Annotated in this window: 14 protein-coding genes and 1 pseudogene; 10 read left to right on the forward strand and 5 right to left on the reverse strand. The window is 66.1% G+C overall.

Annotated elements, in window-relative coordinates; genetic code table 11:
• Positions 1 to 41 precede the first annotated feature (41 nt).
• Positions 42 to 1,310, reverse strand: coding sequence for an ABC transporter substrate-binding protein (locus NFU08_RS10100; protein WP_251422780.1), 1,269 nt, complete (start codon positions 1,308 to 1,310; stop codon positions 42 to 44).
• Positions 1,311 to 1,675: 365 nt separating this feature from the next.
• Here NFU08_RS10100 and NFU08_RS10105 point away from each other — a divergent pair, with 365 nt between their 5' ends.
• From NFU08_RS10105 to NFU08_RS10115, 3 genes are all read left to right on the forward strand, one after another.
• On the forward strand, positions 1,676 to 2,620 hold the full coding sequence (locus tag NFU08_RS10105; protein ID WP_251422783.1) for a carbohydrate ABC transporter permease: 945 nt from the start codon (positions 1,676 to 1,678) through the stop codon (positions 2,618 to 2,620).
• On the forward strand, positions 2,610 to 3,551 hold the full coding sequence (locus NFU08_RS10110) for a carbohydrate ABC transporter permease (RefSeq protein WP_102975962.1): 942 nt from the start codon (positions 2,610 to 2,612) through the stop codon (positions 3,549 to 3,551). Before NFU08_RS10105 ends, NFU08_RS10110 begins: the two co-directional genes overlap by 11 nt.
• A 315-nt stretch (positions 3,552 to 3,866) precedes the next feature.
• A complete protein-coding gene (locus tag NFU08_RS10115) occupies positions 3,867 to 5,225 on the forward strand; it encodes an ABC transporter substrate-binding protein (RefSeq protein ID WP_251422786.1) in 1,359 nt (452 codons plus the stop codon).
• Between the two features lie 157 nt (positions 5,226 to 5,382).
• Here the strand turns inward: NFU08_RS10115 and NFU08_RS10120 are convergent.
• Positions 5,383 to 6,890, reverse strand: a pseudogene (locus NFU08_RS10120) (DUF222 domain-containing protein).
• Positions 6,891 to 7,314: 424 nt separating this feature from the next.
• Entirely contained in the window at positions 7,315 to 9,342 is a 2,028-nt protein-coding gene (locus tag NFU08_RS10125) for a beta-galactosidase (RefSeq protein WP_251422788.1), read from the reverse strand.
• Between the two features lie 175 nt (positions 9,343 to 9,517).
• Here NFU08_RS10125 and NFU08_RS10130 point away from each other — a divergent pair, with 175 nt between their 5' ends.
• The 6 genes from NFU08_RS10130 to NFU08_RS10155 all read left to right on the forward strand — a co-directional run bounded on the left by NFU08_RS10130 (position 9,518) and on the right by NFU08_RS10155 (position 16,073).
• Complete coding sequence (locus NFU08_RS10130; RefSeq protein WP_174181907.1) at positions 9,518 to 10,810, forward strand: ABC transporter substrate-binding protein; 1,293 nt, start codon at positions 9,518 to 9,520, stop codon at positions 10,808 to 10,810.
• Between the two features lie 47 nt (positions 10,811 to 10,857).
• On the forward strand, positions 10,858 to 11,811 hold the full coding sequence (locus NFU08_RS10135) for a carbohydrate ABC transporter permease (protein ID WP_174181905.1): 954 nt from the start codon (positions 10,858 to 10,860) through the stop codon (positions 11,809 to 11,811).
• The gene (locus tag NFU08_RS10140; RefSeq protein ID WP_174181903.1) at positions 11,808 to 12,725 is read left to right on the forward strand and encodes a carbohydrate ABC transporter permease; all 918 of its coding nucleotides are present in this window, start codon (positions 11,808 to 11,810) and stop codon (positions 12,723 to 12,725) included. Before NFU08_RS10135 ends, NFU08_RS10140 begins: the two co-directional genes overlap by 4 nt.
• Before the next feature lie 18 nt (positions 12,726 to 12,743).
• A complete protein-coding gene (locus NFU08_RS10145) occupies positions 12,744 to 13,373 on the forward strand; it encodes a Poxvirus protein I5 (RefSeq protein ID WP_174181901.1) in 630 nt (209 codons plus the stop codon).
• A gap of 4 nt (positions 13,374 to 13,377) precedes the next feature.
• Positions 13,378 to 14,646 (forward strand): MFS transporter, encoded by a 1,269-nt coding sequence (locus NFU08_RS10150; RefSeq protein ID WP_251422791.1) that lies wholly within the window; start codon positions 13,378 to 13,380, stop codon positions 14,644 to 14,646.
• Between the two features lie 137 nt (positions 14,647 to 14,783).
• Positions 14,784 to 16,073, forward strand: a complete 1,290-nt coding sequence (locus tag NFU08_RS10155) for an ABC transporter substrate-binding protein (protein WP_251422794.1) — start codon at positions 14,784 to 14,786, stop codon at positions 16,071 to 16,073.
• Between the two features lie 9 nt (positions 16,074 to 16,082).
• Here the strand turns inward: NFU08_RS10155 and NFU08_RS20840 are convergent, their stop codons facing one another.
• Both NFU08_RS20840 and NFU08_RS10165 read right to left on the reverse strand, forming a co-directional pair.
• The gene (locus NFU08_RS20840) at positions 16,083 to 19,421 is read right to left on the reverse strand and encodes a family 78 glycoside hydrolase catalytic domain (RefSeq protein ID WP_285835585.1); all 3,339 of its coding nucleotides are present in this window, start codon (positions 19,419 to 19,421) and stop codon (positions 16,083 to 16,085) included.
• Positions 19,376 to 20,623: a Gfo/Idh/MocA family protein gene (locus NFU08_RS10165; protein WP_251422797.1), complete on the reverse strand. Its 1,248-nt coding sequence runs from the start codon at positions 20,621 to 20,623 to the stop codon at positions 19,376 to 19,378. Before NFU08_RS10165 ends, NFU08_RS20840 begins: the two co-directional genes overlap by 46 nt.
• A gap of 242 nt (positions 20,624 to 20,865) precedes the next feature.
• Here NFU08_RS10165 and NFU08_RS10170 point away from each other — a divergent pair, with 242 nt between their 5' ends.
• Positions 20,866 to 21,549, forward strand: a complete 684-nt coding sequence (locus NFU08_RS10170; RefSeq protein ID WP_174181893.1) for a YesL family protein — start codon at positions 20,866 to 20,868, stop codon at positions 21,547 to 21,549.
• Positions 21,550 to 21,623: the final 74 nt, after the last annotated feature.

Below are 21,623 nucleotides of genomic sequence, written 5' to 3' on the forward strand. Positions count from 1 at the left end.
TCCTGTTCGGGATGTTGTTGTGATGGCTGGACAGCCGGCGGTCAGCCCAGGTTCGAGTTGACTTCCTGGATGAAGCCCTTGGCCGCATCCCGTGGTGAGATCTTGCCGAACAGGACATCCGTATTGAACCTGTTCAGGACTTCCATGGTGGCCGAGGAACCTGCGGGGAACGGCAGCGGCGGTTCGATGTCCATCTCCGCGATGCGGTCCAGGTACTCCGCTTCCTTCTGCTGGGATTCCTTCAGGAGGGGAGTGATGGCCGCCTTGAGCTCGGTGTTGGCCGGCATGCCCCGGTCACTCTTGATCTTGGTGGCAGCGTCCACGTTGTTCACCAGGTAATTGATGAAGAGGGCGGCTTCCTTGGGGTGCGCGGACTTGGAGGAGATGGCGTACTCCATGGAGGAGCGCAGCCACGCGCCGGGTGTCTTGCTTTCGCCCGGCATCTTCATCATGACCAGCGGTGAGCCGGAGTAGGAGTTCATCTGGTTGCTCCAGGAGATCTTCATGCCCTGCTTGCCCTGGCCCATGAGCGTCATTTCGGGCTGGGCAGAGCCGTCCTCCACGGTCTGTGAGGCGGACGGGGCGCCGCCGGTGTCCATGAGCTTCTTGTTGAGCTCGAACCACTCGGTGGCAGTGTCCTCGCTGATGCCCAGCTTCTTGCCGTCATCGGTGTAGAGCTCCTCGCCGCTCTGGCGTGCCCATACCGCCAGGAAGGAGTCGTTGGACATGGGGGTGGTGCCGAAGGTTCCCGCCGGGGAGTTCTTGGTGATGTCAGCGGCGATCTGCGCGTAATCGTCCCAGGTCCAGGTTTCGTCGTCGGGCAGCTCAACGCCTGCTGCCTCGAAGACCTTGGGGTCGATCACCATGGACATGGAGTTCACGCCTGCGGTGATGGTGTACTGCTTGCCGTCGATCTTGCCCAGGTCCACCGTGCCTTCGGCGAACTTGGAGGTGTCGATCTGGTCCTTGACGTCGTCCAGGTCCAGCAGCACGCCCCGGCTGGCGTATTCGCTGGGGTAGGCGCCGCTCATGGCGAAGACGTCCGGGGTGGTGCCGCCGGCGATCTGGGTGGCCATCTTGTCCCAGTAGGAGCTGAACTCGGTGTTCTCGCCCTGCACCTTGATGGTGGGGTTCGCGGCCTCGAAGTCCTTGATGACCTCCAGGGTGGTCTTGGCACGGGAATCGTTCCCCCACCAGGCGAAACGGATGGTGACGGGATCCTCGACCGTCCCGACTTTCCCGGCCTCTGCGTTGCTGCCGCAACCCGTAAGTACCATGGCGAGGGCAGCTGTTGCGCCTGCAACCCCCATGACTGATTTCCGGAGACGTAACCGCATTGTCCTGCCCCTTAGGTGTTGTGGTTTCATTCGTAGTGACCTGTATAACAGAAAGCGTTTTCTCAAAAACTAACAAAGGGCTATACAGGAGTCAAGAAACCGTTTACTTTGGTACGGAGCCGCTTTTCAATCCGCACCTCCGCGGTGGTGGGAACCGCCGAATCTACGGCGGCCAACCACCGGCCGCGGGAGCGCACCTATCGCCCAGGCGATACCAGGAACGTGGAGGCCACGATGACCAAAGGAGACCACATGGCCGCTAAGCACATACCCAGGGCGCTGCGCCCGGCTGGAATGCCGGCAGCAGCGGGCCTGATGACACGAACGGGACGGCAACAGTGAGCGCCATCAGCGAACTCAGCTCCATCACCCGGCGCAAGGGCAAAGCCACCGCCGCGGAGAAGAAGGCCAACGGCCGGGACAACAAGGCAGCGTATATCTTCCTGCTGCCGTGGCTGGTGGGCCTCGTGGCCATCACCATCGGCCCCATGGTCATGTCCCTGTATCTGTCCTTCACGGACTACAACCTGCTCCAGCCGCCGGAATGGGTCGGACTGGACAACTTCACCCGGATGCTCAGTGACGCACGCCTGCATAACTCCCTCGGCGTGACCTTCACCTACGTATTTGTTGGTGTGCCGCTCCAGCTCGCCGTGGCGCTCCTGATCGCCCTGGTCCTGGACAAAGGCCTGCGCGGCCTGCCGTTCTACCGCTCAGTGTTCTATCTGCCGTCCCTCCTGGGCGGTTCGGTGGCAGTCGCTATTCTCTGGAAGCAGATCTTCGGCACCACGGGCCTGGTGAACCAGGTCCTGGCAATGTTCGGCATCCAGGGTCCGGGGTGGATCTCAGACCCCAGCACGGCGCTCGGCTCCATCATCCTGCTCCACGTCTGGACCTTCGGCGCCCCCATGATCATCTTCCTGGCCGGCCTCCGACAGATCCCGCACATGTATTACGAGGCGGCAAGGGTTGACGGCGCCACCACCCTCCAGCAGTTCTGGCGGATCACGCTGCCGATGCTGAGCCCGATCATCTTCTTCAACCTGGTCCTGCAGATCATCGGATCCTTCCAGTCGTTCACCCAGGCGTTCATCGTCTCGGGCGGCAACGGCGGCCCCTCGGACTCCACGATGTTCTTCACGCTGTACCTCTACCAAAAGGGCTTCGGCCAGTTCGACATGGGCTACGCGTCAGCCATGGCGTGGGTCCTGCTGGTGATCATCGGTGTATTCACCGCCATTAACTTCATCGCTTCTAAGTATTGGGTTTTCTATGACGACTAAGCTGGAGACGCTGCCCACCCCGGACAAGAAGTCCGGAGGCGCCGGCAAGCCTACGAACCACCGCAAGCCCCGCGAGTCCCGCGGAACGCTGGCCTTCAGCCGGGCCCAGCGCGGAAAATCCCTGATGAAGCACGGCATCCTGATCCTTGCCGGCGGCCTGATGATCTACCCGCTGCTCTGGATGGTTGTTTCATCGCTACGCCCCAACGAGCTGATCTTCCGCGAACCGGGGCTCTGGCTCAACAGCCTGGAGATGAGCAACTACACCTCCGGCTGGTCTGCCCTGACCCACCCCTTCGGCCACTACATGATCAACTCGGCGATTGTGGTCATCGGCTCCATCCTGGGCAACCTGATCTCATGCTCCATGGCGGCCTACGCCTTCGCCCGGCTGCAGTTCACTGCCAAGAAGCTGCTGTTCGGCATCATGCTGCTCACCATCATGCTGCCGTTCCACGTGGTGATTGTTCCGCAGTACATCCTGTTCTCGCAGATCGGCTGGGTTAACACCTTCTGGCCACTGATCGTGCCGAAGCTGCTGGCCACCGAAGCGTTCTTCGTCTTCCTGATGGTGCAGTTCATCCGCGGCATTCCGCGGGAACTTGATGAGGCTGCGAGGATCGACGGCGCGGGCCACCCTCGCATCTTCCTGCGGGTCATCCTGCCGCTGATGGTGCCGGCCCTGGCCACCACCACCATCTTCACGTTCATCTGGACCTGGAACGACTTCTTCGGCGCCCTGATCTACCTGACGGACCCGGACATGTTCACCGTTCCGGTGGCGCTGAGGGCTTTCGTCGACTCGCAGTCAGCCACGAGCTGGGGATCCCTGTTTGCGATGTCCATCGTCTCGCTCCTGCCGGTCTTCCTGGTGTTCCTCTTCGGCCAGCGCTTCCTCATCAAGGGAATCGCAACCACCGGCATCAAATAGATCCAGCTCCTGGACTCATGCGCTGCCGGCCAGCAGGCCTGCGCAGCAACCGAACGGCCCGTCCTTGTGGCGGGCCGTTCGGCTGTCCGGAGGCATGGTGTTGAGAGACTGTGCCGCGCCGGAACGTGCCGTCCAGGACCGCGCCGGGCTGTAACGTCTCCCGCAGAAAGTGGACGTCCGGAACTGTTGGCCAAACATCTTGTAGTACAAGTCACCTACTTGTACTATTACATCTAGAAAGCGCTTACGCGTTTCATCCCTGTTCCCCAGTGCGTTAGTCCACAGCACCTAGATCAAAGAAGATCGGAGTTACCAGTGCAGCTTTTTTCCCGCCCTGCGTCTGCTGCCCGGCAACCGGCAGAGTCGCGTTCCCCCGGCGCAGCACGCCGCATCCGCAAGACGGGCATCGTCGCGGCGGCTGCCGCCGTCGTTATGGCCCTCAGTGCCTGCGGCGGAGGATCATCCCCACAGAATGCCGATGGACCCGTTGAGCTGCGGTTCTCCTGGTGGGGTGGCGACAAGCGCGCCCAGCTGACCCAGGAAGCCATCAAGCAGTTCGAGGCTGAGAACCCGAACATCAAGATCAAGCCGGAGTTTGGCGACTGGAGCGGCTACTGGGACAAGCTGGCAACCCAGGTTGCCGCCAACGACGCCCCGGACATCATACAGATGGACGAGAAGTACATTACCGAATACTCCAGCCGCGGTGCCCTGCTTGACCTGTCCAAGTACGAGATCGACACCTCCAAGCTTGACGAGGCCGCACTGAACGCGGGCAAGAGCGAGGACGGCCTGACCGGCATCGCGGCCGGCATCAACGCGGCCACTATCCTGGCTAACCCCGCGGTGTTTGAGGCCGCAGGTGTGGCGATGCCGGACGACTCCACGTGGACATGGGAGGACTTCGAGAAAACCGCCTCCGAAGTGACGGCCAAGTCCCCGAAGGGCACTTATGGTGCCGCCGCGTACGGTACGGACGAGGCATCCCTGGGTGTCTGGCTCCGCCAGAACGGCAAGTCGCTGTACACCTCCGACGGCAAGCTGGGCTTCGAGCCCAGTGACATTTCCGAATGGTGGGCGTTCTTGAAGCAGCTCAGCGAGAACAAGGCAGTTCCCACGGCCTCCGAGGTGGTTGAAGCCGAGGCTGCCCCGCTGGACCAGAGCGGACTCGCCACCGGCAAGAATGCCATGGCTTTCTGGTGGTCCAACCAGGCCCCGGCTTTGGAGAAGGCTTCCGGCAGTGACCTGAAGATCCTGCGGTTCCCCACGAAGACCGGGTCTTCCGCTGATGCAGAGCTTTGGTACAAGGCTTCGCAGTTCTGGTCAGCCTCCTCACGCACCAAGCACCCCGAGGAGACCGCCAAGTTCATCGACTTCCTGGCCAACAACGTCAAGGCCGGCGAGGCCCTCCTTGCAGACCGCGGTGTCTACCCGAACTCAGAGGTCCGTGCAGCCATCGAGTCCAAGCTGACCCCGGCCGATGTCAAGGTGGTCAAATTCATCGATCAGATCAAGGATGAACTCGGCGAGGCACCCGCTCCGCCGCCGAAGGGCGCCGGCGCAATCCAGGAAATCATCAAGCGGTACACCTCCGAGGTTCTCTTCGAGCGGCTCTCCACCGATGAAGCAGGCAAGAAGGCCCACGACGAGATGAAGTCGGCAATCAGCAGTTAGTCCTCACACCGCCAACACGGCTCCGGACAGTTTGGGTGGAAGCCTCCTCCACTCCCAGCGTCCGACGGCGGGTGGCAGCTCCGTCCCGGCAGGAACCTCGGGTTCCTTCCGGGACGGAGCTGTTTAAGGCTGTGGGTCTAAAGCTGCAGCGGCAGGACTACGGCGGTGCAGCCGGTACGGCCTCGGGCCCGCGCTGTACAACCAGGGATCGGTACGGAACAACGCGGCCGAGGACCTGGACACCGTGCTTCTTCGGGCTGGGACACACTGCCCTTTCCCGCATGGTGGATCCGGGGTCGCCGCGGCCCGGGCCAGGCGCGGTCCGCGGAGCCATGTCACGTGCTGTGCCCGTGGCCGAGGTACTTGCAGTACCGGCTGGTGGGCCCGAAGGGTGCATCCCGGCCACCCCATGGCTCATCGCCGGTGTTCCGGGTGGTGGCGGGGCGGTGGAGTGGTAGGTGTGGCCGGTGGGGGTTTTCAGTTCCACCGTGTGTCGTGGTCCAGGGACCGGTCTGGCTGAGAATCCGGGTGTTTCTTTGGTGTGGTTGCAGGCTTCGCAGAGGCCTTGGCCGTTGGTGCTGGTGGTGGGCCCGTCCTGGTGCCAGGGGATGATGTGGTCGTGGTGGCGGATGGGTGCGTCGCAGTAGGGGATGCGGCAGGTGTCGTCGCGGACCTGGAGGAACCGGCGGAGCCCGGGAGGGAAGAGCCGGGCTTTCGAATCCATGGCGAGGAGTTCGCCGGTGCCGGGGGCTGTGAAGACCCGGCGGAGCCAAACATCAGTACCGCTGCCAGCCCTGACGTCCGTCTCCGGAGCACCGGCGCTGTCCGCTGGTCCCGCGCCGGGTCGTTCTTGCTGCCCGAGGATGGTTTGCCGTGCCCAGTGGGCGGGGACGATGCCGTAGCCTGCCAGGCGGGCGGGTTCGCTGTCGGCCTGGAAGAGGGTGCGGTCGGTCATGACGAGCTGGACTTCAATGCTGCTGATCCCGGCCGGGGTGCCAGTGATGCGCTGCACCAGTTCATCGGCCATGGCCGCGCTCCTGGAACGGTCATCACCGTTTGATCGGGCGGTGTCGGCGTGGCGGGTGAGGGCGGCGTAGACGGCGACGCCCTGCGCGACCGGGAGCAGGGCGCTCAGGCGGGCCATGGTGTCCGGCGCCGGGCGGAGCGTCACGGTCCGGTCGTTCACTGCCTGATTGGCTCGTCTGGCTACGGAGTGCGGGTCGCGCCGGTACGCGGCGGCCCGGACCGTGGCAAGGATGGCCCGGTCCCCGGCGCCGGCCAGTGCACCTGTACCGGAGAGGGTGCCGGTGTCGGCGGCGAGTTCCTCATCCACCGCGCACCGGTCTTCGGCGGACAGGCATGCTGTTTCCTTCACGATGAGGGTGGCGCGCCATTCGTTCAGCTGCCCGGACTGCAGGGCGGCCAGGGTGTGGGGCATCTCGGTGGTGAGGGCTTTGGCCAGGCCCAGGAGCCGGCCGCCGCGGGCCGGGGACTCCCGGCGTGCCAACGCGACCTGCGCGGCAACACCGGTGCCCTGTTCCTGGCCGGGACACCGGCCGCGGCCTGCTCCCGCCGCTGGGAGAGATCGAAAGCCACAGCGATCCGGGCCTGTTTAGCAGCCGCCAGCGATTTCAGGTCTTCAAGCTCCCTCAGCTGATCAATCATCCCGGGGCCGTCAGCCGCGACCGGAACCGATAACAGGGAGCGCGAGATGTCAGCAACGGACAGGACCCCAGAGACCGGCGGCACCCCGGAGTCAAAGGGCGTGGCGGCCGCAGGCGCAGCGGGGTTTCCCGCCACCTGCGCTGGTGGCAGTGCCTCTCCCAGCCCCTGAACCGCTTCCATAAACAAAGTCTTCCAGCAGGGTCTGACAACAACCCGCTGCCAAGAACTGTATGTGGAAAATGCTCAGCCTGGCGGCTCAGGAAAGTCGGGAACGGCGCGCCTTTGCCCCTGCCGCCAGGCAAGGAAAAGGGGCGAGTCGGAGGCCCAAGGAGGCACCGCCGTCGTATAGACCCGCGTGGAAAAGGGTGCATCCCGGGCGGGGTGGTCGCGGGCGTGGGGGCGTCGCACCATCGTGCGACGCCCCCTAACCGGAGACTCGGTCCTCCGCGATCACCGCAACGCTGCCTGCTTCCACGGTGCCGGTGAACCGCTCGCCGGAGAGCACGTCCGTGCCGGATGCCCGCACTGTTGCCGCTGCCCGGGTGTGGTTGATGGCGAACAGGAAGCTGCCGCCGTCGGCCGATCGCCGGCGGGTCAGCTCGACTCCCGCGTCGGCCTCGGCGACGGGGGCGACCCCCGATTCCGCCAGCAGCCGGTCCACCAGGGACTCGATCCCGTCACGGTCGGGGAACGTGGCCAGGTACCACGCGGCGCCGGTTCCCACTGCCCGCCGGGTCAGGGAGGGAACGCCCTCCAGGGGGTACACGGTGAACGTCTGGAGTGCCTCCGCGCCGTCAAGGTGCACGTGCTCGCTCCAGATGGAGGACACTGTGCCGTCGCTCAGCTTCAGCTGCGATCCGGCCAGCAGCGGGTGGAATTCCTCAACGCGTACGCCCAGGAGTTCCCGGAATGCCCCCGGGTAGCCGCCCAGCCGCACGTGGTCCCTCTCATCAGTAATCCCGCTGAAGTAGCTGACAAGGACGGTCGCCCCGCCGGCAGCGGCAGCGGCAATGTTGGCGGCAGCCTCATCCGTCACCGAATACAGCGTGCAGACGAGGACCAAGCCGTAGCCGTCCAGCGACGCCGACGGGTGCACCATGTCCACTGAAACGCCCCGCAGGTACAGTGACCGGTGGAAGGCCCGCAGCAGGTCTAGGTACCGCACGTCAATGCTCGGCTTGGAATCGATTTCGCTGGCCCACCAGGCCTCGTAGTCGAACACGATGGCCGCGCGGGACTCGACCCGCGAACCGCGGACCGGTGCCAGCAGCTGGAGTGCAGCGCCCAGGTCCACCACCTCGCGCCACACCCGGGTGTCCCGGCCGCCGTGGGGAACCATGGCCGAGTGGAACTTCTCCGAGCCCGCAAAGCTCTGCCGCCACTGGAAGAACATCACCGCGTCCGCGCCGCGAGCCACATGCGCCAGCGAGTTCCGCAGCATTTCGCCGGGCATCTTGGGCTGGTTGCGCGGCTGCCAGTTAACGGCCGACGTCGAATGCTCCATCAGGATCCACGGGTCACCTCCCGCAATGCCACGCGTGAGGTCCGCGCTGAACGCGAGTTCGATGTGCCGTTCGGGATCTTCCGCCACCAGGTAGTGGTCGTTGGCGATGACATCCAGGTCCTTGGCCCAGCCGAAGTAGTCCATGGATTTGGTGGCGCTGGAAGCCATCAGGTTGGTGGTGCAGGGGACTGCGGGGGTGACTTCCCGGAGGACGGCAACCAGGCTGCGGTAGTAGTCCATCAGCGCCCAGGAGTTGAAGCGCTGGAAGTCCAGCTGCTGGCCGGGGTTCAGCGTGGACGGTGCAGCACCGGGAGGAAGGATCTCCTCAAAGGAGCCGTAGTGCTGCGACCAGAACGCTGTTCCCCAGGCGGTGTTGAGTGCATCGATGGTCCCGTACCGCCGCTTGAGCCACAGGCGGAACGCGGCAGCATCTTCCTCGCCGTAGAACTCCGAAACGTGGCAGCCCAGCTCGTTGTCCACGTGCCACAGCGCCAGGGCGGGGTGGTCCTTGTACCGTTCCGCCAGCACGCGCGTGATACCGGCCGCGTACTTCCGGTACACGGCCGACGACGGCGTGTAGTGCCGCCGTGACCCCGGTCCCAGCGTGGTGCCGTCAGCCGTGACCGGCAAGATTTCCGGATGCCTCCGCACCAGCCATGCCGGGGGAGCAGCGGTGGCGGTGGCCAGCGCGACCTTGACGCCGATGCCGTGCAGGTTGTCCAGCACGTCGTCGAGCCAGCCGAAGTCGTACTGGCCCTCAGCCGGCTCCAGCAGTGCCCACGAGAAGATGCCGACGCTGAGGAAGTTCACTCCGGCCTCCTGCATCAGCTCCAGGTCCTCCAGCCTGACGCTGACCGGCCACTGCTCCGGGTTGTAGTCGCCACCGAAAGCAATGCCCTCGATGTTGTTCCAAACGCTGGCCGCGCCGGGGTTCGCCTGGTGGGTCATGGGACTCCTTTGTCTGCGGTGTGGATGATCACGCGGCGGAAACCAGCCGCTTGGAAAACGCTTGCCCATTTCCGGGAATGGGGATATTGTATCGTTTCAGAAGCCGTGTAAGCCAGCTCACTACTTTGGTTGTAGTTGAGATCGGGGATTGCACACACTGAGCAAGGAGGCTCCCATGATCAACAGAAGGCATTTCCTCACCACCGTGGCCGTCGGCACCGCATCTGCCGCAGCTTTGGCCGCGTGTGGAACGGGATCCGGCACCAGCGCTGGAGAGACGGGCTCCGCGGAGAACCCGGTCACCATCAACTACACCTGGTGGGGCAACGATGACCGCGCCGAGCGCACCCGCAAGGCGATCGCCCTGTTCGAGGAGAAGAATCCGGACATCAAGGTCAACGGCAACTTCACGGACTTTGCCGGCTACTGGCAGAAGCGCGCCACCGAGGCCGCCGGCGGCGGCCTGCCCGACGTCATGCAGTGGGACCTCTCCTACCTGCGTGACTACGGCCAGCGCAACCAGCTCCTGGACCTGGGCACCGTGAACATCAACACGGACGCCTTCGAGAAGTCCCTCCTGCCCTCCGGTCAGATCCGCGGCAAGACCTACGGCATCCCCACCAGCACCAACGCGTTCGCTGTGTACTACGACCCCGCCAAGCTCGCTTCCCTGGGCATCGCCGAACCGGACGGCTCCTGGACCTACAAGGAATTCAATGAGTTCCTGGCCGAGGTGGGTGCCAAGAGCAACGGCGAGATCTTCGGCAGCACGGACTACACCGGCGTCTGGTGGATGTTCAACATCTGGCTCCGGCAGAACAACATCGAAGCCTTCACCGAGGACGGCAAGCTGGGCTTCACCAAGGACGACCTGAAGAAGTGGTGGAACCAGACCGCCGCCCTGCGCGGCACCCCGGCCATCGTCTCCGAAGAGCGTGTCACCCAGCTCGCGCCCAAGTCCCCGTTCGGCTCCAACGTCACCGCCACCGAAGTCACCTGGGACAACTTCATGGCCGGCTACCTGGCGGACAGCGGCGCGAAGGAACTCAAGCTTGCACCGGTCCCCTCGGACGACCCGGACAACCTGGGCCTGTTCCTGAAGCCGTCCATGCTGATGGTGGCCAGCGCCAAGACCAAGTTCAAGGATGCTGCTGCCCGCTTCATCGACTTCATGGTCAACGACCCCGAGGTGGGCCAGATCTTCAAGACCTCCCGCGGTGTTCCGGCCTCCAAGACCCAGCGCGACGGGACCACCTTCGAAGGTACGGACAAGCTCGTGGTGGATTACGAGAAGTCCATCGAGCAGTACCTCAAGGACGCTCCGGAGCCGCCGATCGTCGGTTTCGGCACGCTCGAGGCCTCCTTCAAGCGCGTTGCCTCGGACCTCAACTACGGCAAGCTCACCATCGACGGCGCCGCCGACGCGTGGTTCAAGGAAGCCGAAGACCTCATCAAGCAGAACGCCTGACCAGGCACCTTGCCTGCCAAAGCCTTCATGACTGACGGAATGAACTCGTGACCCAAAGCCCAACACTGAGCAGGCGCTCGTCGTCGTCCGCTTCCCCGCTGCCGCGCAAGTCGCGGCAGCGCGGGGCGGACGCCCGCGCCGGCTACACCTTCCTGCTGCCCTGGCTGCTGGGATTCATCGCCCTCACTGTTGGGCCCATGATTTCCTCGCTCTACCTCTCCTTCACCAACTACAACCTGTTCGAGCCGCCCAAGTGGATCGGCCTGGACAACTACACCACCCTCTTCCAGGACGAACGGTTCCTGCAGTCGGTGGGCGTGACGGTCTCCTACGTGGTCTTCGGCACCCCTCTTAAGCTTGCCGCGGCACTGGCAGTGGCCATGCTGCTGAACAGCAAGCGGCGCGGCCAGGGCTTCTACCGCTCCGCGTTCTACGCCCCGTCCCTGATCGGCGCATCAGTCTCCATCGCGATCGTCTGGAAAGCCATGTTCGGCGATGCCGGCCCGGTGGACCAGGGCCTCTCCTTCTTCGGGATCAACCTGGGCGGCTGGGTAGGCAACCCGGCCATGACCATGCCGATGTTCATCCTGCTGACCGTATGGCAGTTCGGCGCCCCGATGGTGATCTTCCTCGCCGGCCTGAAACAGATCCCGGCGGACCTCTACGAAGCGGCGTCCATGGACGGCGCCGGCCCGGTGCGGAAGTTCTTCAACATCACCTGGCCCATGCTCTCCCCGGTGATCTTCTTCAACCTGCTCATGGAAACCATCCACGCGTTCCAGATCTTCGCTTCGGCGTACATCATCTCCAACGGTGAAGGCGGCCCTGCCGGATCCACCCTTTTCTACACCCTCTACCTGTACCTGCGGGGCTTCAGCGACTTCCGGATGGGCTACGCCTCGGCCATGGCCTGGCTCCTGGTGATCGTCGTCGGCATCATCACCCTGATCTTCTTCCGCACGTCCAAGTCTTGGGTCCACTACAGCGGTGATGCAAAATGACAAGCACGGCAACCCCCACCCAGACCCTGCCGGACGCAGAACTGGCGCATTACAATCCCAAGTCCGAGTCGGCCGGGACCAAGCGCGCCAAGAGCACCGTCTTCCACCTGGTGGCCCTCGCCCTCACGGCGGTGGTCCTGTACCCGGGCCTGTGGATGATCGCCTCGGCCTTCAAGCCCAACGCCGAAATTGGCGGCTCCAACACCTCGCTGTGGTCCAACAACTTCAGCTTCGACAACTTCGTCACGGCCATGGACGGCATCGGCGGGGTATCCACCCTGCAGTTCTTCACCAACTCACTCATCCTGGCCATCGGTGCCGTGGTGGGAACCATCCTCTCGGCGTCCGTGTCGGCGTACGCGTTCGCCAGGATCAAGTTCCCCGGCCGCAGCATCTTCTTCGGCATGATGATCGCCACCCTGCTCCTGCCCTTCCACGTGGTGATCATCCCGCAGTACATCGTGTTCCAGCAGCTGGGCCTGGTGGACACCTACGTGCCGCTGCTGATCGGCAAGTTCCTCGCCGCCGACGCGTTCTTCGTGTTCCTCATGGTCCAGTTCATGCGCAACCTCCCGGCCGAACTGGACGAAGCAGCACGCATCGACGGCGCAGGCCACGTCCGGATCTTCACCTCCATCATGCTCCCGCTGATGAAGCCGGCCCTGATTTCGACGTCCATCTTCTCCTTCATCTGGAGCTGGAACGACTTCCTGGGCCCGCTGCTCTACCTCAACACCCCGGACAAGTACCCCCTGCCGCTGGCCCTGCGCCTCTTCGTGGACCAGACCCAGTCCTCGGACTACGGCGCCATGATCGCCATGTCCGTCCTGGCCCTGCTGCCGGTGCTGATCTTCTTCCTGGTGTTCCAGCGGTACATTGTTGAAGGCGTCTCCACCCAGGGCCTCAAGGGCTGACGGAAAACGAGACAGAAAATGAGCGTCATGGACAGCACCACACCCGCCCCCAACCACCACGAACCCGTCCCGGTCAACCGCTTCGCGCTGTTCTCCGAGACCCTGCTGGCAGGGGTGCTGGTGCTGGTGCTGTCCCTTCCGCTGGTGACGATCCCCGCCGCTTATGCGGCGGGGATCGCCCATCTGGAGCGCCACCTCTCGGGCCGGGACGATTCCGTCCGCGGCCTCTGGGGCACGTTCAAGGCTGCCTTGCCAGGCAGCTGGAAGCTGGGAATCACGACGGCGGCAGCCGCCGTCGTGATTGTCCTTAACCTTTTGCTCGCTTGGGTGGGGCAGCTCCCGGGCCGGGAAGTGGTGCTGCCGGCCACCCTGATCCTCGCGGCCGCCGGGGCAATCCTGCTCCTGCGCACCGCTGCCGCGTGGTCCGATGCCGCCGGCGCCCACACAGATTCCCGCACCTCCTGGCGCTCAGCGCTCGAGGCCGGCCAGGCGCTGTCCCTCAAGGACTGGAGCGGGTCCCTCCTGCTCGCTGCCGCGCTCTTCGGGGCCGTGGTGTTCGTCTGGATGCTGGCCGCCCTCTTCGTGGTGGTTCCCGGCACCCTGATCCTGGCGGCCGCCGCCGTCAAACTGCGCTCCACCCGCGCCTGAAGCAGTGCCTTTCAACCGCCAGCGTGCCCGGCAGTCCCGACGCGCCCGCACACACCAGCCGGCCTGGTACCAGCCGCTGACGCAACGCAACTACCGCCTCTTCCTGGCCCTGGTGTTCACCGGCAGCGTGGGCGTGTGGATGCAACGGCTCGCCCAGGACTGGCTCGTGCTGCAGCTGACCGGCAGCCCCGCCGCGGTGGGGGTGGCCGTTGCCCTGCAGTTCCTCCCGATGCTGGTGGTGGGACCCCTGAGCGGCCTGCTGGTGGACATGTTTCCCAAGCGCCGGATCATGCTGTGGTGCCAGGCCGTTATCGCCGTCCTGGCCCTTGGCCTCGCTGCGTGGGCGGCAAGTGGAACCATCACCGTCTGGGCCGTTTATGCCAGCTGTGTGGCACTGGGCGTCACGTCGGCCATCAACCAGCCGGCCAGCCAGGTTTTTGTCAACGAGGTGGTGGGCGACGCCAACCTCCGGCCGGCCATCGGCCTCAACAACGCCATCGGCCAGCTGGGCGCCATGGCGGGTCCCGCCGTGGGCGGTGTGGTGATCGCCCAGGCAGGATCGGCTGCTGCGTTTGCGGCGAACTCCGTGCTGTGCCTGCTGGTGCTCTGCCTCATCGCCGCCATCCGCCCCGCCGAGCTGCATCCCGGCACCCGGGCGGCGCGCGGCCGCGGGCAGCTCCTGGCCGGGTTCCGGTACGTCCGGGAACGGCCGTCCCTGCTGTTGGTCATCGCCCTGGCCGGGCTCCTGGGAATGTTCGGCATGAACGGTCCGGTGGTGCTGGCCGCCTTCGCCGAACGGGTGTGGCACAACGGCGTTGAAGGCTTCGGCCTGTTCAACACCGTCAGCGCCATCGGGGCCCTGGCCGGTGCGCTGCTGGCCGCCCGGCTGCGGCGTTTGGGGCGGAGAGGCATCGTGGCGGCTGCGGGGCTGTTCGGCCTGTCCCAGATGGTGGCGGCCCTGATGCCCACCCTTACCTTGTTTATCGTGATGCTGGTGGTGGTGGGGCTTATGACCCTCCTCTTCCTCACCAGCGCGGCCACCGCCGTCCAGCTCGAAGCCGGCCCGGAAATCCGCGGCCGCGTCATGGCCCTCTACCTTCCCCTCCTGCTGGGCGGGCACGCACTGGGAGGCCTCCTTGCGGGCTGGCTCACGGAGCAGTTCGGCGTGCGGACCGGACTGGTGGCCACCGGCGGGCTGGGCATGCTGTCCGCCCTTGTCATTGGTCTGTTGCTGTGGCTCCACGGGCGCAGGGCGGGTGCCAGGCAGGCCTGACTGCCGGCCGGTAGAGAGTCATTGCCGTCTCCCGGCAGTGGCTCCTTTAGAAGCCTTGACGCGTGCGCCAGCTCACACCTAGGCTGTGGGAAACCGGTTTCTTCGAGGTTCCAGCAACCCGCGCCAAAGGACAAACGATGATGTTTCGCGCCCAGAAATCCCTGCTGCCCAAAGCTGCCGCCGCGGCGGCAGCCCTCTCCTTGGTCCTGACCGGCTGCGGCAGCTCTCCCCAAGCCGAGTCAGAGGGGCCGGTGACCCTGCGCTTCAGCTGGTGGGGCTCGGACACCCGGCACAAGATGACGGAGAAGCTGATTGAAGCCTTCGAGGCGGAGAATCCCAACATCAACGTCGAAGGGGAATACGGCGACTGGTCCGGCTACTGGGACAAGCTGGCCACCCAGGTGGCCTCACAGGACGCCCCGGACATCATCCAGATGGACGCGGCCTACCTGGGTGAATACTCCGCGCGCGGCGCGCTGCTCGAGCTCAAGGATGTGGACCTTTCGAAGTTCGACCAGCCCGTGGCGGACTCCGGCAAGGTGGACGGCAAGCAGTATGCCGTGACCAGTGGTGTCAACGCCATGGTCGTCCTGGCCAACCCGTCGCTGGTTTCTGCCAGCGGAGTGACCCTCCCGGACGATGAGGCGTGGACCTGGGAGGACCTGAATGACACCGCCGCGGCCATCACGGCAGCCAGCCCGGACGGCGTGTACGGGACGGGCCAGGTGAACAGTGATGCCGCGGCCAACCTGTGGTTCCGGCAGCAGGGGAAGTCGCTGTTCACCCCGGACGGGGAGCTGGGATTCGATGAGGCGGCCCTGGCCGAGTGGTACGGGTACCAGGCGAAGATGCGCGACTCCAAGGCAGTGCCCCCGGCGTCGGTGATCACCGAGGACGCCAGCGCCTCCATTGACCAGCAGGGCTTGTCCACCAACAGGTTTGCCATGAACATGTACTGGTCCAACCAGTTGGGCGCCCTCAGCAAAGCCTCCGGGCAGGACTTGGAAATCCGGCGCCCGCCGAGCCTGGAGGGCAAGGCATCCGAAGCCCGGCAGTTCTACAAGTCGTCCATGTTCTGGTCCGCCAGCTCCCGGACAAAGCACCCGGTGGAAGCACAGAAGTTCATCGACTTCGTCACCAACAACCCCGCAGCCGGCGAGATCGGCCTGGCGGACCGCGGCATCCCGGCCAACTCGGAAATCCGCGAGGCCATAGCCGCCAAGTTGAGCCCTGCGGACGCGAAGACGGCAGCGTTCATCGACGAGATCTCGGACGAACTGGGCGAGGCCGTGCCGGTTCCGCCCGCCGGTTCGGCCGCCGTGGTGGAGGTCCTGGGCCGCTACTCGCTGGAGGTCCACTTCAGCCGCCTGTCACCGCAGGACGCGGCAAAGAAGGCCATGGACGAGGCAAAGAGCGCCCTCCTCTGACCAGTGTGGCTACGCCCGGGGCGTGAAGCTCCACGTCCCGGCGTGCACCCTGAAATCCCGCGTCGCGTGCTCGGCCGGCTGTGTCCCGGCGGCTTCCGCAGCGGAAGGAACGACGGCGGCCTCCGCCGTCGGGTGCGTATCCCCGGACGTGACCGTGTACTTGCCGGCTGGCAGCCGGACTACGGCCGCCGTCCCGGCAGGGACCGTGCATTCCAGCCGCATCTGTCCGCCGTCCCGGGTCCAGCCCGCTTCCACATAGCCGTTGTTCACGGGCACCGTGCCGCTGGCGTGGTTTAGCCGGCACAGTGGAGGCTCGATCAGCAGCTCCGAGCCTCCGGGGGAGCTGAACCGGACGCCGAGCAGGTGGTCCAGGATCTCCTTGACCACTGACGCGGACCAGGCGTGGGACTGGCTGTAGTCCGTTCCTTCCACCAGGTCCCAGGCTTCCCAGGTGAAGGTGGCGCCGCGCTCCAGCAGGTTGGCCCAGCCGGGCTGGTCCTTGTCCGTCAGGAGATCCAGCACCGCGTCCGTCATGCCCTGGGAGAGCAGGGCGCGGACCAGCCGGTGGACTGTCAGCGGCCCCTGCTTCATCCCCATCGAGGCGATCCTCAGCGCATCGGCGGCGGCGAACTCCGGAGCGGTGATGCCCAGGGAGAGCGGGAAGGACGCGGCATGCTGGGAGGCGTGCGGGCTGGGGGTGCCGTCGGCGTGCAGTCCGTCCACCATCACCCCGTCCACGCGCAGGCGGGTACGGATTGCGTCGGCCAGCCGGCGGGCCGAGGAGGCGTAGCGGACGGCGGCATCATGATCGCCTGCCACGCTGCAGAGCCGGGACGTGGACACCAGCGCAGAGTAGGCCTGCGCGTTGACGGTGGTCTTCGCGGCGCACTCCATGTCGTAACCGAACCGCCCGGGTTCGGGCCAGTCCACGATGCCGTGCAGGTAGGGGCCGGAGCCGCCGCCCAGCCGGGTGACCAGTCCCGCCGTCGGCCCTTCTTCCGGAACGTACCGCAACGCGTAGTCGGCGGTGTTGCGCAGGTGCGGCAGCAGTTCCCGGACCAGGGCAAGGTCCCCGGTGCGCAGGTGGTACTCCTCGGCCCACTCCGGGACCATGAGGGAAAAATCAGGAATGTCGCGCTTGCCGTCGCCGTTGGGGTATACGGCGTTGTAGCGGCCGCGGTCCTGCCCCTCGGACCAGTAGCGGACGGCGGACCAGGCGAACTCCCGCAACGCCTGCGCCGTGTAGGAGTGCTCCCCGAAGAGGGCCATGGTGGCATACGAAATGTTCACCGCATCCGCCAGGAACTGGCCCTTCTCCCGGGTGGGCGTGTCCACGAACTGTTCCTGGACGCCGTAGAGGGCCGAGTCGCGCAGCAGCCCGAAAACGCGGTCCAGCACGGGGTCCGAGCTGTTGAAACTGCCCTCCGCCGGATGGCTGCCGTGCGCCAGCACGGCACCGACCCGGGACACCTCGGCGGCCTCCACGCCGGGAAGCTCAAGGTAGCGGAAACCCAGGTGCACCGTGGCGCTGAACTGCTGGGGCCCGGCCGCCTGGGTGTACGGAAAGGACATGTCCGTGTTCTGGCTTGCGGTCTTTCCCGCGTCCACCCGTCCGTCGGGCCGGAGGGCGTAGCCGGCCCGGATCATCACGGTGCGGCCGGGAACTCCGTCCAGGAAGTCCACCTCCGGGCACCCGGGAAGAACCTGGCCAAAGTCCGCCACCATGGTGCCGTCGTCGGCCGTCAGGAAAGCCTTGGGAGCAACAAACCCGCCGGCCAGGAAGGTCCGGCGCGGGTGCAGCCCGGGGGACTCCGCTGACGGGTGGCGGCCGCAGCTGATGGCGGGCGGCAGGTCCGGGAAAGATGGAGACGGGGAGGACGGCGCGGCGGCCAGGGCCCGTGCGGCCTGCCCGTCCAGGTGTTCCACGGGGTCGCCCTCGTCATTGCGGTACCCGGACTGCCGGTACGGCGCCTCGCCGGCTGACCACTCCGGCCCGGAACAGAAGGCCTCGCGGCGGCCGTCCGTGTACTGCACGCTGATGCGCACCAACAGGCCGGGGAGTCCGGCGGCACGCCCCTGGCCCGGGCCGTACCAGTGCAGCACTGCCGTCAGGGGTACAGCTGCGCCCGGATAGCCGAAAGAGGTTGTTGCCAGGCAGGGGACACCGGCCAGGGAGATTTGCGCGTGGTGCTGGGCCGCCATGAACAGCCGCGCCCGGCGCACCGGGCCCGTGAGCTGCAGGGTGCTGCGGAATATTGTCCATTCGTCCGGCTGGCGGTGCGCCGTGGAGGCGGCCCACTGCGCCAGGCAGGCGCGGGCGTGGTCCCCGCTGGCGTCGAAGCGGTGGTCCAGCAGGACGGCGCCGGCACTGCTGATACGCAGCGATGCATACTCGGCCTGGCTGCGGGGGCCCTGGTGCAGGGCCGGCCTCCCGGCGGACCCGGGAGCCGCGGGCTGGTGCACGTCAAGCAGTTCCACGCCGTCCAGGGAGACGGTGATGGTGTTGCCGTCGTCGGTGACCAGCAGGTCCTGCCAGGAGCCGGGCACCAGGTCCTTGCCGGGCAGCCGCGCCTGGCGGACATCCAGGTCCCGGTCCGCCCGGGCCCTGGCCAGCTCCGCGGTTTCGGGGACGGCCGGGGCTGGAATTTCCCACACCGGGGCGTGGCGGATGACCACCTCCCCGGCCGTGTTGAGTTCCAGCAGCAGGCCGGTGCCGGGGCCGTTGCTGCGAAGGATGAGTCCGGCCCAGCCCATGACCGGGCGGACGCGGGCTTCGAGGCGGATGGTGCGGGCAGGCGGGCAGGGAACCGGCAGGTGGGGTGAGCCGGCCACGCGGAGGGCGTTGTTGAGGATTTCCAGCGGGGCGCGGCCGCCGGGGGCGCGTCGGATCCAGTCGGCCTGCCAGGAATCGTCCGGGAGGCCTGTGCTGAACATCTTCGGAGTAGACCATTCCCCGGGCATTCCTGCGGCGTCGCGGACCCGCACCCGCCACGCGTAGTCCGTGTCGCCGTCGAGCGCAGGCCCGTCATAGGTGACCCCGCGCTGTGCGGGGGAGGGCACCGGACCGGAGCTCCAGAACTTGAGCCCCTGCGCGTCCTCCACTGTGACCTCGTAGCCGGTCTGCAGGGCCCGCGCCGGATCGGAGCCGTCCGGCTGGGCCAGCTGCCAGCTGAACGCGGGCCGGAGTGATGCGGTCAGGCACTCGGCGAGGCCCTCCGTCAGCAGGTTGACGGCGTGCAGCTGGCCCCGCGCTTTGGGTATGGCCGTGGCAAGTTCCGGGGTCGTGGCAGGCTGCGGGCGCATCAGGAAGCCGGCACGCTGAAGGTGCAGGGGGCGGATGTTGCCCACGGCAGGCGCAGCTCGCTGAAGGTAGCGTGCTCGCGGCCCGCGCGTTCCAGGGCAGCCTCAATATCAATGACGACGGCGTGCGCTGCGTCCCCGTCGCCCTCCCACCTGACGTGGGCCTCACCGATGACAGCAGGCAGCGGAGCGGTCCGGACCGCTTCCAGGACCAGCATGAAGGCGCCGCTGTCCGGGAGGGGGCTGATCAGCGGGGATCCGGAATTGCGGTGGGACAGCAGGTTCCCGGTGAGGTCCTCGCGTCCGTACGTCTCCTCGGTGGTGCCCGACGCCGTGGTGACGGTGAGGCGGTCCTCCGTGTAGTGGAACACGGCGGTTCCCGCGGAGCCCTGCAGCGTGACGTAGGGTTCCACGGATTCGGAAGCGCAGATGGTCAGGGCGCAGGTGATGGGCAGGCCCGAGGCTGTCCGGATGCGGATCACCGAGGTGTCATCCGACTCAATGTCGTTGGCGCGGTAAAGTTCGGTTTCCACGGAGGCGACGTCGGCCGTGGTCCTGGCCCCGGCAATCCTCAGTGCTGTTGCCACGGCATGGGCCAGCGGATTGGTGGCCACACCATCCACCACGTCCACACCGTTGATGCTGCGCTTCCCGGCCCACAGGGAGCGCTTGTAGTAGGCCCGGTCCCGGACCCAGCGGCCCGTGGCGGAAATGCCCTGGAGCGTGCCGAGGGTGCCGGCTGCCACCAGGTTTTCGATTTCCTGCAGGGCGTGGGAGCCGAGGCTCTGGAAGCCGATCTGCACGCTCCTGCCTGACGCCGCTGCGGCGTCACAGAGCCGGTTGAAATCGGCCAGGGACGCCACCGGGGGCTTCTCCAGGTACAGGTCCGCGTCGGTGCGCAGGGCAGCGAGCGCCAGCGGGGCGTGGGTCTGGATGGGGGTTGCCACGATGACCAGGTCCAGGGAGGTGGTGGCGGACAGCAGTTCGTCGAGGCCCGGGTACACCCGGGCCGAGGCCGGAACGGAGCCTGCTGCCGGCGGCTGCGGATCAGCCACGGCAACGAGTTCGACGGCGCCTGCCGCCTGGAGGCGTTGAAGGTTGCGGAGGTGGTGGGTGCCGAAGCCGTGCACGCCGACCAAAGCCACGCGGGCGGCCTTTGGGCCTGACGTTCCGGCGGCAGCGCCGCGGCCAGCCGTTGCTGCTGCCCCGGCGGGCGCACCCGGGCTCTGGGTGCCGGTTGGCGTTGCCATGCTTCTCCATTTCCGCCCTGCAGGGCACGGTTGCGTGGGCGCACGCGACGGTTCAGCAAGCGCTTTCCATCCCTCAGTGTGCGTCATGGCACTCTGCGGAGTCCAGCTATGTAACGATTCAAAATTTCACTTGACCTTACTGCCGATGTGCGTCTAGATTTTCGAGAAACCGATTACCGGCGTGATGCGGAACACTTCCGCCTTCGCCTCTGCAACGATGGAGAACTGAAGGGAGCTGCGCCGTGCTGTCTGGATCGTTCAGTGCCCGGGCCTACTCATTCTTTGACACCCTCCTTTGGATCGCCTGCCTGAACCTGCTGTGGATCCTCTTCACGCTGCTGGGCCTGGGCGTCCTCGGCGCAGGCCCTGCCACCGCAGCCGCCCAGATCGCCGTGCGGAAGCGCGCACAGGGTGATGCGGCTCCGCTGCTCCGCAGCTTCGGCGCCAATTACTTCCGGAACTTCGGCCGGGCCAACGTACTCGCCCTCCCGGTGATGGCGGCGGCAGTTGCGCTGTCCATGAACTGGAACTACTTCTCGGCCTCGGAGGGCCTGTTTCCACAGCTGGTGGCGGCCGGCATTTTTGTGGCGGCCATCTTCCTGGCCGGCGCAGCCTGTTACCTTTTCCCGCTGTATGCGAGGTACGAGCTCCCGCTGGGGCAGTACCTGCTGACGTCTTCCCGCTTCGCGTTCCGGCATCTCGCCGGAACTGTCATCCTGCTGTTCATTTCCGCTGCCGCGTTCTATGCCAGCACCACCGTCCCGGGCCTGGTCCCGTTCTTCAGCATCGGGGCCTGGCTGTATGTGACCGGCTGGCTGTGCGACCGGTTCTTCACCGCCAACGATGAATCCGTGGCCGGGACTCCGGCGGCCGGCCCGGAGATCCCCGCGGGGAACGGCTCCCTCCCGTCAGCCTCCGTGGCCTGACAGCCGGGAGGCTGCCCGGCACCCGGGCCCGGGAGGCGCCGTCGGTCTTCCCCCTGAATGCTTCCCCATTGCTT

This window comes from Pseudarthrobacter sp. NCCP-2145 (assembly GCF_023708005.1).
Taxonomy (GTDB): Bacteria; Actinomycetota; Actinomycetes; order Actinomycetales; family Micrococcaceae; genus Arthrobacter; species Arthrobacter oxydans.

Coding starts and splice junctions, on each gene's coding strand:
- NFU08_RS10110 (WP_102975962.1), top strand. CDS start 2,610: ATGACGACTAAGCTGGAGACGCTGCCCACCCCGGACAAGAAGTCCGGA.
- NFU08_RS10165 (WP_251422797.1), bottom strand. CDS start 20,623: ATGGCAACGCCAACCGGCACCCAGAGCCCGGGTGCGCCCGCCGGGGCA.
- NFU08_RS10145 (WP_174181901.1), top strand. CDS start 12,744: ATGAGCGTCATGGACAGCACCACACCCGCCCCCAACCACCACGAACCC.
- NFU08_RS10125 (WP_251422788.1), bottom strand. CDS start 9,342: ATGACCCACCAGGCGAACCCCGGCGCGGCCAGCGTTTGGAACAACATC.
- NFU08_RS10100 (WP_251422780.1), bottom strand. CDS start 1,310: ATGGGGGTTGCAGGCGCAACAGCTGCCCTCGCCATGGTACTTACGGGT.
- NFU08_RS10130 (WP_174181907.1), top strand. CDS start 9,518: ATGATCAACAGAAGGCATTTCCTCACCACCGTGGCCGTCGGCACCGCA.
- NFU08_RS10155 (WP_251422794.1), top strand. CDS start 14,784: ATGATGTTTCGCGCCCAGAAATCCCTGCTGCCCAAAGCTGCCGCCGCG.
- NFU08_RS10140 (WP_174181903.1), top strand. CDS start 11,808: ATGACAAGCACGGCAACCCCCACCCAGACCCTGCCGGACGCAGAACTG.